The organism is Caballeronia sp. INML3B (assembly GCF_023631305.1).
GTDB classification, from domain to species: Bacteria; Pseudomonadota; Gammaproteobacteria; order Burkholderiales; family Burkholderiaceae; genus Caballeronia; species Caballeronia turbans.
In genome coordinates, this window is sequence record NZ_JALQDI010000001.1 from 1 (window position 1) to 13,642 (window position 13,642).

Annotated in this window: 12 protein-coding genes; 3 read left to right on the forward strand and 9 right to left on the reverse strand. The window is 62.0% G+C overall.

Going from position 1 to position 13,642, the window contains the following annotated elements:
- Positions 1-837 precede the first annotated feature (837 nt).
- The 3 genes from flgK to NCS58_RS00015 all read left to right on the forward strand — a co-directional run bounded on the left by flgK (position 838) and on the right by NCS58_RS00015 (position 6,043).
- Positions 838-2,781, forward strand: coding sequence for a flagellar hook-associated protein FlgK (flgK, locus tag NCS58_RS00005; protein ID WP_250490396.1), 1,944 nt, complete (start codon positions 838-840; stop codon positions 2,779-2,781).
- Between the two features lie 11 nt (positions 2,782-2,792).
- Positions 2,793-4,028: a flagellar hook-associated protein FlgL gene (flgL, locus tag NCS58_RS00010; protein ID WP_061120239.1), complete on the forward strand. Its 1,236-nt coding sequence runs from the start codon at positions 2,793-2,795 to the stop codon at positions 4,026-4,028.
- A gap of 314 nt (positions 4,029-4,342) precedes the next feature.
- Positions 4,343-6,043 carry a class I SAM-dependent methyltransferase gene (locus tag NCS58_RS00015; protein WP_250537550.1) on the forward strand — a complete coding sequence of 567 codons (1,701 nt, stop codon included), beginning with the start codon at positions 4,343-4,345 and terminating at the stop codon, positions 6,041-6,043.
- Positions 6,044-6,213: 170 nt separating this feature from the next.
- Here NCS58_RS00015 and fliR read toward each other — a convergent pair whose 3' ends face one another.
- The 9 genes from fliR to flgJ all read right to left on the reverse strand — a co-directional run bounded on the left by fliR (position 6,214) and on the right by flgJ (position 13,636).
- Complete coding sequence (fliR, locus tag NCS58_RS00020; protein WP_061120242.1) at positions 6,214-7,008, reverse strand: flagellar biosynthetic protein FliR; 795 nt, start codon at positions 7,006-7,008, stop codon at positions 6,214-6,216.
- 10 nt (positions 7,009-7,018) lie between these two features.
- Entirely contained in the window at positions 7,019-7,288 is a 270-nt protein-coding gene (gene fliQ / locus NCS58_RS00025; RefSeq protein WP_008352562.1) for a flagellar biosynthesis protein FliQ, read from the reverse strand.
- A 10-nt stretch (positions 7,289-7,298) separates the two neighbouring features.
- Positions 7,299-8,069 carry a flagellar type III secretion system pore protein FliP gene (fliP, locus tag NCS58_RS00030; protein WP_250537551.1) on the reverse strand — a complete coding sequence of 257 codons (771 nt, stop codon included), beginning with the start codon at positions 8,067-8,069 and terminating at the stop codon, positions 7,299-7,301.
- A 276-nt stretch (positions 8,070-8,345) separates the two neighbouring features.
- A complete protein-coding gene (gene fliO, locus NCS58_RS00035) occupies positions 8,346-8,840 on the reverse strand; it encodes a flagellar biosynthetic protein FliO (protein WP_061120244.1) in 495 nt (164 codons plus the stop codon).
- On the reverse strand, positions 8,837-9,268 hold the full coding sequence (gene fliN, locus NCS58_RS00040; RefSeq protein ID WP_061120245.1) for a flagellar motor switch protein FliN: 432 nt from the start codon (positions 9,266-9,268) through the stop codon (positions 8,837-8,839). Before fliN ends, fliO begins: the two co-directional genes overlap by 4 nt.
- Complete coding sequence (gene fliM, locus NCS58_RS00045) at positions 9,261-10,259, reverse strand: flagellar motor switch protein FliM (RefSeq protein ID WP_061120246.1); 999 nt, start codon at positions 10,257-10,259, stop codon at positions 9,261-9,263. The genes fliN and fliM overlap by 8 nt, the downstream gene beginning before the upstream one ends.
- Before the next feature lie 24 nt (positions 10,260-10,283).
- Entirely contained in the window at positions 10,284-10,772 is a 489-nt protein-coding gene (fliL, locus tag NCS58_RS00050) for a flagellar basal body-associated protein FliL (protein WP_061120247.1), read from the reverse strand.
- A 781-nt stretch (positions 10,773-11,553) separates the two neighbouring features.
- Positions 11,554-12,306, reverse strand: a complete 753-nt coding sequence (locus NCS58_RS00055) for a flagellar brake protein (protein ID WP_250537552.1) — start codon at positions 12,304-12,306, stop codon at positions 11,554-11,556.
- 283 nt (positions 12,307-12,589) lie between these two features.
- Positions 12,590-13,636, reverse strand: coding sequence for a flagellar assembly peptidoglycan hydrolase FlgJ (flgJ, locus tag NCS58_RS00060; RefSeq protein ID WP_250537553.1), 1,047 nt, complete (start codon positions 13,634-13,636; stop codon positions 12,590-12,592).
- Positions 13,637-13,642 lie beyond the last annotated feature (6 nt).

Below are 13,642 nucleotides of genomic sequence, written 5' to 3' on the forward strand. Positions count from 1 at the left end.
ATTAGCGTTGCCCCTGTGCGGGGCGGCAGTCACTTTCTTTGCTGCTGCAAAGAAAGTAACCAAAGAAAGCAGCTCGATACGCCCGCGGTCACACGCAGTTTGGCCATGCTTGCCATGCGATCGTGGGCTGCCTAAGTGTCGCCCTCATAGGACTAATCCGGCTTGGATCGCGCACGGTCTGTCGCCCCGCGCCGCATAGCCAATTGGTTCAGCACCAAATAGCTCCAGCCCGCTTCGCGGCCGACCGGTCCTCAATTCGGTCTGCCCGTACTCTTTTTGCTAACGGCTCTATCTCGCCGCATTGGTAATTCGTTGGTTTCCCTTGCAAACCCAGCGGCAGCGCGTAGCGCTGTGCCGGCGCTATTTCGTGCTGAACCTGTGTCCTTAGAGGGCTAGCTCGTCAGACCGTGCGCGATCCAAGCGCGGTTGGACCTATGAGGGCGACACTTAGGCAGCCCACGATCGGCTGGCAAGCGTGGCCAAACTGCGTGTGACTGCGGGCTTATCGAGCTGCTTTCTTTGGTTACTTTCTTTGCAGCAGCAAAGAAAGTAACTGCCGCCCCGCACAGGGGCAGTGCTAATAAACCAAAAAGAAAACGGGATCCGGCGAAAGCAGAAGCAAAACCAAAGAAATAACCCATAAACCCCTCGCTCTTCGCGCAATAGCCATTGCGAAACCCCTCCGATAATGGCCCCATCGCGCCAAGCGCACGCGCCGGCGCCCGCCCCAGCCGGCAAACGAAGAGCAAACCCTCAACTTCCCCGGCAATCCGCCGATAAACAAATCAGCCATTGCGGCAGCGCCCGATCCAACGCCGCCTCACCAGGATTCAACGCATGTCCAATAACATTTTCAGCATTGGTCTTTCAGGTCTGAACGCAGCCCAATGGGGCCTCACGACCACGGGACAGAACATCAGCAACGCCGCGACGCCGGGCTATACGCTCGAGAAGGTTTCGTATCAGGAGTCTTCCGGCCAGTTCACAGGCTCCGGCTATCTCGGCAACGGCGTGCAGGCCGTCACCGTCACGCGTCAGTACAGCCAGTACCTGACGACGCAAGTGAACAACACGCAAGCGTCGAGCAGCGCGGCGAGCACGTACTACTCGCTGATCTCGCAACTGAACAATCTCGTGGGCGATCCGACCAAAGGCATCGCGCAAGGCATCACCAATTACTTTTCCGGCCTGCAGTCGGTGGCGAACTCCGCGAGCAGCGCCGCCGCGCGCCAGTCGCTGATGAGCAGCGCCCAGACGCTCGCGGATCAGATCAACTCGGCCGGCGAGCAATACGACCAGTTGCGTCAGAGCGTCAACACCCAACTGACGAGCGCCGTCTCGCAGATCAACAGCTACTCGCAACAGATCGCCGATCTCAACAAGCAGATCAACATCGCCAGCGCGGGCGGCCAGCAGCCGAACCAGTTGCTCGATCAGCGCGATCAGCTCGTCACCAACCTCAGCTCGATGATCGGCGTGCAGGTCGTGCAGCAGGACGGCAACTACAACGTTTTCATCGGCAACGGGCAGCCGCTCGTCGTCGGCAATACGCAATACGGGCTGCAAGCGGTGCCTTCGGCGTCCGATCCGAGCGAACTCGCGGTCGCGTTCCAGAGCCGCGACGGCACCACGCCGACAGCCGCGAACACGCAATACGTCGATAGCTCGGCGCTCACCGGCGGCGTGATCGGCGGCCTCATCGACTTCCGCACGCAGACGCTCGACCCGGCGCAGGCGCAACTCGGCGCCATCGCGACGAGCTTCGCCAGCCAGCTGAACGGTCAGAACGCGCTCGGCCTCGACCTGAGCGGCCAGCCCGGCGGCAAGCTGTTCGCGACCAGCGATCCGAACATCATCGCCAACGCGCGCAACAAGGGCACCGGCACGCCGACCGCGACGATCGTCGACGGCACGCAGCCGCCCGCCAACGATTTCACCGTCACCTACGACGGCAGCAAGTACACGGTGACGGACCCGGCGACAGGACAGCAGCTCGGTTCGATCGATCCGGCCACGGAAACGCAGAAGACGATCAACGGCCTGAACATCGACGTGTCTTCGCTGACCGGCGTGCAGAAGGGCGACTCGTTCACGATCCAGCCGACACGCGCCGCGCTCGACAACTTCAAGCTCACGACGAGCAACGGCGCGGCGATCGCGGCGGCGTCGCCCGCGGTGACGTCGGCGGCGAGCACGAACACCGGCACGGCGTCGATTTCGTCGGCGACGGTGACGCAGAACGCGATGTCGTCGGACATCAACCTGACCTACAGCGCGACGGCGAACGGCTTCACGTCGGACGTGGCGGTGACCGTCGACGGGACCAGCTACGCCATCGGCCAGACCATTCCCTACGATGCGACGAAGGGCATGACGGTCTCGGCGAATGGCGTTTCCGCGACCATCAGCGGCACGCCTAAGGACAACGACGCGTTCAAGATCGCGCAGAACAAGGGCGGCACGAGCGACGGCAGCAACGCGCTCGCCATGGCGAACCTGGTGTCGGCGAAATCGCTCAACGGCGGCACCGACACGCTGACGAGTTCGTACGCGAACTACGTCAACACGATCGGCAATACGACCAATCAGCTCAAGGCGACGAGCACGGCGCAGACCGCGCTGCTGACTCAAGCGACTTCGGCGCAGCAATCGGTGCAGGGCGTGAACCTGAACGAAGAGGCGGCCAACCTTATTCAGTATCAGCAGCTTTATCAAGCGAACAGCAAGGTGATCCAGACCGCCTCGACGCTGTTCCAGTCGCTGCTCGGCATGTTCAACTGAGGTTAAACGCGATGCGTATTTCCAGTTCCCAGTACTTCAACCTGAACGTCGCTTCGATGAGCGACCAGCAGAGCACGCTCGCCTCGATGTATCAGCAGATTTCATCGGGCAAGCGCATTCTCACCGCATCCGACGATCCGCTCGGCGCGGCGCAGGCGGTGCAGCTCACGTTGAAGAGCGGCGCGCTCGCGCAATACAGCACGAACCAGACGACGGCGCTGTCGTCGCTGCAACAGGAAGACGCCACGTTGAGCAGCGTGAGCAGCGCGCTCCAGAGCGTCCAGACGCAGATCGTGCATGCGGGCGACGGTTCGCTCACCGATTCGGACCGCACGGCGATCGCGAACACGATCCAGGGCTTGCGCGATCAGCTCTTCAGCCTTGCGAACACCACGGACAGCAACGGCAACTACATCTTCTCGGGGCTCAAGGGCGGCACGGCGCCGTTCTCGAACAATTCGTCCGGCACCGGCGCGAGCTATGCCGGCGACGAGGGCCAGCGCAGCGTGCAGATCAGCGAGGGCCGTTCGATTCCCGTGGGCGACACGGGTCTGTCGATCTTCCAGAGCGTATCGCCGATAGAGAGCGATCCGGTGTCGCGTGCCGCCGATACGAATTCGGGCACGGGAACGATCGGCCCGGTGAGCGTGAGCGACACGAGCAACCCGGGCAATGCGAGCCAGTACACGATTTCGTTCTCCGTCTCGCAGACGGACGGGACGACGAGCTATTCGATCACGTCGGTTCCGCCGGACAACACGTTGCCGACGAACGTGGCGTACACGGGCAAGACCGACATCACGCTCGGCGGCCAGAAGGTGACGATCGACGGCACGCCCGCGGACAAGGACTCGTTCACCGTGCAGCCGGCGGCGACCGACAACAACGACATCTTCGCGACGCTCGACACGATCGTGAGCGCGCTCAAGCAGCCGACGGGATCGCCGGGCGCTCAGGCAGCGTTGACGAATGCGCTGACGACGGCGGGCACGAAGGTGAACAATACGTTCAACAACGTGCTGTCGGCGCAGACGGTGGTAGGCGGACGCGAGCAGGAAGTGCAGTCGACGCAGACCTCCATGCAGACGAGCCAGACGCAGACGGCGAGCGATATTGCGAATCTGACGAGCATCGATCTGGTTTCGTCGATCAGCCAGTATGAGTTGACGCAGAACTCGTTGCAGGCGGCCCAGATGGCGTTTTCGCAGATTCAGAAGATGTCGTTGTTCGATTACATCGGGAGTTGATCGCAGCCGGGCCGATTGCCCGGTTCGCATCGGAGAAGCATCGTTCGAGGCGTCGGACGATGCTTTTTTTTCGCCTCGCGCGACCGCGTCTTCGCGCTCGCCAAACGCTCATCTCAGCCGAAATTTCACAAACGCCCGGGCCGTGCAATGTACATTGCGGCCGCTGACAGCGTTTCGCTTCCGGCAACCTCCGCGCGCGATTTCACGAAGCGTGCAACCTGCCGCGGGCATCGCGCGTGACGGTGCGATTCTGCCCATAATGAAAGCGCCGATGTGCTCAGCATTCCCAAGCCGTTCACAAGAGAGCGTTAACGATGGAAGAGGTGAACAGGACGATCGAGCGCCGCGCGGGCGAGTGGGTGTTCGTGCGGCGCTATCTGACTGGAAGTGGCATCGACATCGGACCGGACCGATGTCCGCTTAGGGAACGACACCATCTGTTTCCCGGAATGACTAACTTGCTCTGGTGGAATACGTCGCTCGGAGGCGAGTCACACATGGCGGGTCAGAGCGACGCGTCGTTCGACTTCGTTCACGCGAGCGTGTGTCTTGCCGCGCAGGACAATCCGGCGCAGTCCTTGTCGCGATGGCTCGATTTGCTCAAGCCCGGCGGTCATTTGCTCGTGACGGTGCCCCCAAATGACGACTCCGCGCTCAAGTGGCGCTTCACCATCGGCAAGCCGGCGAAAGCATCGTCGCAGTCGATCGATATCCTCGACCTCGCGCAGTCGGTCTCGCATGTCGCGCAATGCGAGCGGCTCGTCCTCGTTCGCGACGATATCGCCGACGCGGCGCCCGAAAGCGCGATCGAACTCATCATTCGTAAGCGCGACATCGCCAGTCCACGCGATTACGCGATGGCGATGATCGCCGCGGAAAACGCACGGGCGTGCATCGCCGTGTGCGAGGAAGCCATCGCCGCTTATCCGTACCGCGTCGAAGTGATTCTTTATGCGAAGGCCGAACTTTTGCGGTGGCGCGAGCCCGAGCGTGTCGATGCGCTGCTCGCGCGTTGCGTTGAACGGATGCCGAACGACCACCTGATACACCTTCGTCTCGCGCTTCACACGATCGCGCGCGGGCGGCTCAACGAGGGATTCGCGCTGCGCGAAAGTCTTGCCGAACAGTTCGGCTGGGAGCGACGCACGAAAGCGCAGCCGCCGACGGGCATCGCGAAGTGGAACGGCGAACCCCTCGCGGGCAAGCGCATTGTCATCTGGAGCGAGTTCGGGCTCGGCGATGAAGTCTTCTTCTTCCGCTTTGCGCGCATTCTTCGCGAGCGCGCGGGCGCGGCAAGCGTCGGCGTGGTTTGTCAGACGCCGCTCGTCTCGCTATTCGAGGCATCGGGAGAAGCGGCCGTGGTCATCGATGTAAAGGCGGCCGATGTGCTTCCGGCGTTCGATTACTGGGTCTATCCGCACGCGATCCCCGTGTTCCTGCCACTCGATCTGGAGGCGTTGCCGCAATCGGTGCCTTATTTGCGCGCGCCGTGTTTCGGGGTGTCCGGCATGCCGCAAGTCCACGAGAGCGCGGTGAAGGTCGGTGTGGTCTTCAAGGGCGAACCGAGCCACGAGAACGACGCGGCGCGCTCGCTGCCGTCACTGTCCGTGCTCGATGATCTTTTCGCGATCGATGGCGCCGAGTTCTTTAGTCTTCAGAAGGGCGAGGGGGCGCGGGAAGCGGCGGGGTATGCGGCGCGGTTGGGTAATTTTCACGATGTCGGCGTGCTCTTGACTAGCATGGCCGATACCGCCAGTGCGATCGCTGCGCTCGATGTTGTCGTTACTGTCGATACGTCGGTGGCGCATGTTGCGGGCGCGTTGGGCAAGCCCGTTTGGTTGATGCTGCCGGCGGATGGCGATTGGCGATGGCATTACTATCGGGAGGACAGTCCTTGGTATCCGACCATGCGGCTGTTGAGGCGGCCGTCTCATGCTGACTGGAGCGAGGTTGTGGCATGTATCGGCGCGGGCCTGGTTGAATGGGCCGCAAAGCGTCGCGCGGATGGCCGGTAGACTGCTTTGCCGTTTTTTGCCGGATCGCCGTGTGGCGTTGGTTTATTAGCAAAACGAACATCAGCTTTCCATGCGTCCTGAAACCGCACCTTCGTTATCTATTTGCACTTCTGCGCCTTCCACGCGCCGCACGATTGAAATCGACGAGTATCGCTGACAGGCTGCGGACATCAGAACATCCCTCGAGCCACTCTTCCCGCCTCCAAAATCCCCCCATCGAAAATCCGCTGAAAAAACGGCATGAGATTGGGCACCATAAGCTGGAGCAAAAGAAGCCCGACGAGCATCGTCACAGGAAACCCCACCTGAAAAATCCCGATCTGCGGCGCAGCGCGATTAAGAATCCCAAGCGCGAGATTCGCGATCAACAACGCCGCCACGATTGGCAACGCGAGCAGCAACCCCGTCGAAAAAACGCTGCCGCCATAACCCACCAGCACACGCCAGCCTTGCGCATGCGACGCCGCCGCGACGACATTCGCCTCGATCGGCACGCTCTGAAACGTCGCGATAAGCGCGCTCACCAACTGCAGATGCCCGTCGAAGACGAGAAACGCGAGCATCGCGAGCGTATTCAGATAACGCGAAACCACCACCGCATTGCCGCCCGCGCGCGGATCGTAAAGCATTGCGAAACCGAGCCCCATCTGCTGGCCGATGAACTCGCCGGCCGCATCGACAGCGGCGAACGCGATCTGCATCACCATGCCGATGGCCGCGCCGATCAAAAACTGGTTGACGATGATCCAGACGCCCGCCGCGGAAAACACCGTCGCCTGAGGCATGGCGGGAAGCGTCGGTGCGACGATCAGCGAAATGAACGCGGCGAGCGCGATCTTCACGCGCATCGGAATCGCCATGTGGCTCAGCACGGGCGCGGTTGCTATCAACGCAAGAATGCGCACGAACGGCCACAGAAACGCCGTGAGCCAGCCGTTCAGTTGCGCGTAAGTGACGGAGAACATCGAGCGAAAGTCAGCCCGTGATCGCGGGCGTGATCGTGAAAACGTGGCGCATGTAGTCGAGCAGCGTCGACAGCATCCACGGTCCCGCGATCACGAGCGTCACCGCCACCGCGATCAGCTTCGGAATGAACGACAGCGTCGACTCGTTGATCTGCGTCGCCGCCTGGAACAGGCTCACGACCAGACCGACGACGAGCGCGACCAGCAATAACGGCGCGGCCAGCAGCAAGGCGACGTACATCGCCTGATGCGCCATCGTCATGACGGATTCGGGTGTCATGGGCGTCTCCTCAGGATACGAAACTTTGCGCGAGCGAGCCGATCAGCAACTGCCAGCCATCGACCAGCACGAACAGCATCAGCTTGAACGGAAGCGCGATCGTCGTTGGCGAAACCATCATCATGCCCATCGACATCAGCACGCTCGCCACCACCATGTCGATGATGAGAAACGGAATGAAGATCGTGAAGCCGATCTGAAAGCCCGTCTTCAGTTCGCTCGTGACGAACGACGGCACGAGCAGCGACAGCGGCACGTCCTCAGGACCGTTCATCGGCGCGGCCTTCGAGATGCGCGCGAAGAGCGCGAGATCCGATTCGCGCGTCTGCTTCAGCATGAACTGCTTGAACGGCGCGACGCCGCGCGTCATCGCCTGGTCCATCGCGATCTGGCCTTCGGAGAAAGGCTTGTACGCGTCGGTGTAGGCGCGATCGAGCACGGGCGACATCACGAAAAACGAGAGAAACAGCGCGAGGCCGACGAGCACCTGGTTCGGCGGCGTGCTCGTCGTGCCGAGTGCCTGGCGCAACAGCGACAGCACGATGATGATGCGCGTGAAGCTCGTCATCATCAGGACCATCGCGGGGAGGAACGAGAGCATCGTCAGCAGCAGCATCGTCTGCACGCTGAGCGAGTACGTCGTGCCGCCGTTCGGGCCGGGGCTCGTGTTGAAGGCCGGCAGGCCCGCCGTGCTCTGCGCGAACGCGAGATACGGCATCAGACCGGCGATGACCGGCAGCGCGATCTTCACGCCGCGCACGATGTTGCGACTGACATGCATTACTTGCTCCCGCCGACGAACCGCTTGAGACGCTTGCCCGCGATGCTTGCGAAGGCATCGAGAAACCGCTGACCTTGGAAAATGACGAACGTGATAGCCATGAAAACCTGCCTGTTTCGATAGGCTGAATTGTCGGCCACGCGGATGTCGAACGATGGCGCGAACAGAGGGGAAAACCCGCGCCAACTCGTTCTATTGTGAAGCGCTCGCCGTAAACGAACATCGGGCGTTCGATCCTTGCGGATCGCGCCCGATGTATCGGTCAAACGAACGAACTTACTTGACGAACTTCTGGAGCCGCTTGTTCGCTTCGCCGGCGAGGGCATCGCGGAACCTCGCGCCGAAGCTCCCGGACGGCGGCGGCGCCGGCATACTGACGCCGTCCACTTCCGCCGATCCGGCGGGCATCGTGTGCAGCAGCCGCACGTTGCCGGGGCCCGCGCCGAGCACGAGCCACGTATCGCCCACTTCGACGACCGCGACGCGCTCCTTGTTGCCGAGCGATGCGCCGCCCACCACCTTCACGAGACCGCCGCGCTTGCCGCCCTGAAAGCCGAACTTGCGCGCGAGCCACGCGCAGCCGAACACGAAGCCGATCACGACGACGAGCCCGACGAGCGTCTGCAGCACCGCGCCGAAACCCAGCGACGGCACCGCGGTGCCAGCGCCGACGCCCGAGGCGATTTGCGCGGCGTGGTTCACCGCGTTCATGTCGGCGGCGACGGCAAGAAGAGGTGTGCAGCAGAGCAGCGCGACGGCCAGGCGTTTCATCGATTCAACTTCCGGATGCGTTCGGACGGCGTGATAATGTCGGTCAGGCGAATGCCGAACTTGTCGTTCACCACGACCACTTCGCCCTGCGCGATGAGGCAGCCGTTCACGAGCACGTCCATCGGCTCGCCCGCGAGGCCGTCGAGTTCCACGACCGAGCCTTGCGCGAGTTGCAGCAGGTTACGGATGGCGATCTTCGTGCGCCCGAGCTCCACCGTCATCTGCACGGGGATGTCGAGAATCATGTCGATGTCGTTGCGCGTCGACGGCGCCGCCGCCTTCGACAGCGGCTGGAACACGCCGGCGCTCGCGGCAACCGGCGCGTCGTTGCCGTTTTGCTCGGCGAGCGCGCTCGCCCAATCGTCCAAAAGGAGCTCTTCGCCTTTTTCTTGCGCACCGGGCGCATCGTTCTGCATCAGATCACTCATATCCACCTTCCTTCATCGTGTCGCTCGCGCTGATCATCTTTTGCACGCGCAGCGCATATTGACCATTGAAAATTCCGTAGCCGCATTCCATGACCGGCACGCCGTCCACTTTGGCGACGACCTGTTCCGGAATGTCGATCGGCAGCACGTCGCCCGCGCGCATGTTGAGAAGCTGCTCGAACGACGAGCGAATCTCGGCGAGATCCACCGTCAACTCCACTTCGGCCGACTGCACTTGCTGCGACAGCACGCGCACCCAGCGGCGGTCCACTTCGAGCGCTTCGCCCTGGATCGGCGAGGAGAGCACGTCGCGGATCGGCTCGATCATCGAGTACGGCATGCAGATGTGCAGCGTGCCGCCCGTCGAGCCGAATTCGATCGTGAACTGCGTCACGATGACGATCTCGTTCGGCGTCGCCACGTTGGCGAACTGCGTGTGCATCTCCGAGCGCATGTATTCGAACTGCAGCGGCTTCACGCTGCGCCACGACGTCGCGTAGTGTTCGAACACGAGGTTCAGCAGCTTGCTGATGATGCGCTGCTCGGTCTGCGTGAACTCGCGGCCTTCGACGCGTGTGTGAAAGCGCCCGTCGCCGCCGAACAGGTTATCGACCACGAAGAACACGAGGTTCGGGTCGAACACGAACAGCGATGTGCCGCGCAAGGGCTTCACGTGGACCAGGTTGAGGTTGGTCGGGATCGGCAGGTTGCGCGTGAATTCGCTGTACTTCTGCACCTTCACCGGGCCGACGGAAATTTCCGCTGAACGCCGCATGAAGTTGAAGATGCCCACGCGCATGAGGCGCGCGAAGCGGTCGTTGATGATTTCGAGGCCGGGCATCCGGCCGCGGACGATGCGTTCCTGCGTCGCGATGTTGTAGGGACGTACGCCGGCGGGCTTTTTCTCGTCAGCTTCCTGATCGATTTCGCCGGTGACGCCCTTGAGGAGGGCATCGACCTCCTCTTGCGACATGAACTCTTCGTGGCCCATGACTCTTTACTCGCTGATGCGGCGTTACTGGACGACGAATTCGGTGAACAGCACCTCTTCGACGCGCACCGGCTTCTCGGCCGAGCTTGCAGCGGTCTCGACCGCTGCGCGCAACTCGCCCGCGAGCTGTTTCTTGCCGTCGACGGTCGCGAGATCGTCGGGGCGTTTGCCGGAGAGCAGGAGCAGCACGCGGCTGCGGACTTCGGGCATGCGCTCGGTGACGAGCAACTGGACTTTTTCGTCCTTGAGCTTGAGCGTGAGGCCGGCGCGCAGATAGTGCATGGTGCCGTCGTCGGACTGAAGGTTGACCGTGAGCGATTCGAGCGGGAAGAACACGGGCGGCGGTTCGGGCGCCGGTTTCGCGGGGCCGTGATTCTTGCCGAGGAAGAAGTAAGCGCCGCCGGCTCCCGCGCCGAGGAGCACGATCGCGCCAACGGCGATGATCAGGATCTTTTTGAGCTTGCCGCTCTTTGCGGGAACGATGGGTTGCTGGTTTGCGGTCGTGGTAGCCATGAATGCGTGCCTCTTTCGATAGGGTGAATTGTTGGCTATCGGCGTGTAAAGCGATGGGTCGAACAGAGGGGGCTTTTGGGGTTATTCCATCTGATTGCTTTTGCCTTTACGGTTTGGTTTTGGCGTTGCTTCTGCTTTCGCCGGATCCCGTTTTCTTGTTGGTTTATTAGCGTTGCCCCTGTGCGGGGCGGCAGTCACTTTCTTTGCTGCTGCAAAGAAAGTAACCAAAGAAAGCAGCTCGAGACGCCCGCAGTCACACGCAGTTTGGCCACGCTTGCCAGCCGATCGTGGGCTCTGTAGCGAGTGCCCTCATAGGCCCCGTCGGGCTTGGATCGCACACGGTCTGACAAGCTAGCCCTCTAAGGACACAGGTTCAGCACGAAATAGCGCCGGCACAGCGCTACGCGCTGCCGCTGGGTTTGCAAGGGAAACCAACGAATTACCAATGCGGCGAGATAGAGCCGTTAGCAAAAAGAGTACGGGCAGACCGAATTGAGGACCGGTCGGCCGCGAAGCGGGCTGGAGCTATTTGGTGCTGAACCAATTGGCTATGCGGCGCGGGGCGACAGACCGTGCGCGATCCAAGCCGGATTAGTCCTATGAGGGCGACACTTAGGCAGCCCACGATCGCATGGCAAGCATGGCCAAACTGCGTGTGACCGCGGGCGTATCGAGCTGCTTTCTTTGGTTACTTTCTTTGCAGCAGCAAAGAAAGTGACTGCCGCCCCGCACAGGGGCAACGCTAATAAACCAATACGAAAACGGGATCCGGCGAAAAAAATCACTTCACCAAAGAACGCCGCTTCATCTCCAACTGAGTAATGAGCCGCTGCAGCGTATTCTCCGCCGACCCCGGCATCGAAACAAACTTGAACCCGATGGTATATCGGCAATCCCCCTTCGCCGTTGTCGATTCCCGCTTCGAAACCAGCTTCATATCCACCGTAACCTTGCCATTGGCGCTGAAATGCAGCTCGGCATCCTGAATCACGATGCCCATCTCGAGATTGGCAACGCGCTCATCTGTCGTGCGCAACGCGACCCCCCCCAGCGACAGGTCATGCACCTCGAAGCGGAACCGCTCCCCCTCTGGCAGCGAACCCGTGCAGATATAAGGATCGAGCACCGGCGCCTCGACGCGGAAATATTCGCGCCGCTGCATGTAATACAAGACCGTCGGAAACTCGGCCTCGAACGCCGGTCGGCCGTCGAACACCGTCTCGCGCGCCGGCGGCGTCGTGAACTCGACGCGCACGCCTTCCGGCGCCGCGTTGAAAACGAGCCTCTGCGACGCGAGCACGCCGCGGTTCTGCTCCGCCACGCCGCCCCAGTCGAACGTGAAGCGATGCGCGGTTACGTCGACATCGAGCAACCGTGTGACGATTTGCCCGTCGCCGTATTGCGCCGTCAGAAAGTCGCCGCGATTGGCGAGATTGCGCAGCGCCACGCCGATTTCGAGCGGATTGCGCCGGCCGAAATCCACGTTGGGCGCGATGTCCTCGTCGGCAACGTCATGCATGTAATTGGTGTTCATGGGGCTAGCCGTGTTCATTGTGCTCGCGCGCCGGTCGGACATCCGAACGTCGCGCGTCGATCCGAACCCGAATCGGTCCGGCACTTCGGTTATTCAGGTTAGCGGCACACGTCTTCAAAAGTTTAGGGGTGCCCGGCGAAAAATGTATGTGGTGCGCCGTCCCTACGAACGTAAAACGTTTGCTGCCGAAAAAGATCCGAACAATCGCGCTTTTCGCGCTCGGCAATTCGCGCGTACGACGTCTTCCTAGCAAGAAGACGGCCGCATACATCGGCTGATTGCGTCAGACGATCTGGCGCATGATCGAGATGAGCTTCTTCGCGTATTGCGGATCGGTCGCGTAGCCCGCCTTCTGCATGCCGTGCGCGAAGCCCGCGACATCGCGCGAAGCCTGAATCACCGGCGCATAGCGCGGATTGTTCTTGATGACGCTCGCGTAATCGGTCAGCGCTTCCTCGTACGAATCGTAGGCGCGGAACTTTTCGACGACCTTCTGCGGCCGGCCGTTGACGTACTCGGTCGTGACCGAATTGACGGTCTTGCCGGTCCAGTTGCTCGACGCCTTGATGCCGAAGATGTTGTGGCTCGTCGAACCGTTCGCGTGCTTGATCTCGCGCTTGCCCCAGCCCGATTCGAGCGCCGCCTGCCCGATGATGAAACGCGCCGGAATGCCGGTCGCCGCGCTCGCGGCCTGCGCCGGCACCGCGAGGCGGTCGACGAACGCGTTGACCTTGTCCGATCCGTTGCCGCGCGCCGGTGCTTCGAGCGAATCCGCCGCCGTGTAGCCCTTGCCCGCGAGCGACGCGCTGCTCTTGTTGGCCTGCGCCGCCGCGTACGCCTTCGCCATCGCGTTCATCGCGGCGAGATTGCCCGCGTTCGCGTCGAGGTCGCCGCCGCCCGACACGCCGCCGAGCGTCTGCATCGCGTTCATCGCGCCTGCGCCGTTCCTGGCGTCCGCGCCGGCTTGGCCGCCCGCGTTGCGCATGAGCTGCTTCAGCATCATGTCCGCGACGCCAATGCCCTTCGACGACATCTGCTGCGAAAGCTGCTGATCGAGCATCGACGTGAACGACTTCGTATCGTTCGATTCGAACGGGCTGTCCGAAGGCGTCGCGTCGCGCATGCTCTTGAGCATCATCTGCGTGAAAACCGCGTCGAATTGCCTGGCCGCTTCCTTGAGTCCTTGCTGCGGATTCGCGCCGGCCTGCGCGCGCAGCGCGTCGAAGCCCTGCGTGTCGAGCGCGAAACGGTTCGACAGGCTCGAAAAGCCGCTCGTCGTATCGGTCGATGCCAGCGCGGTGCTGGCGATGCCGGTCGTGTTCGAGTTCATGAGGCT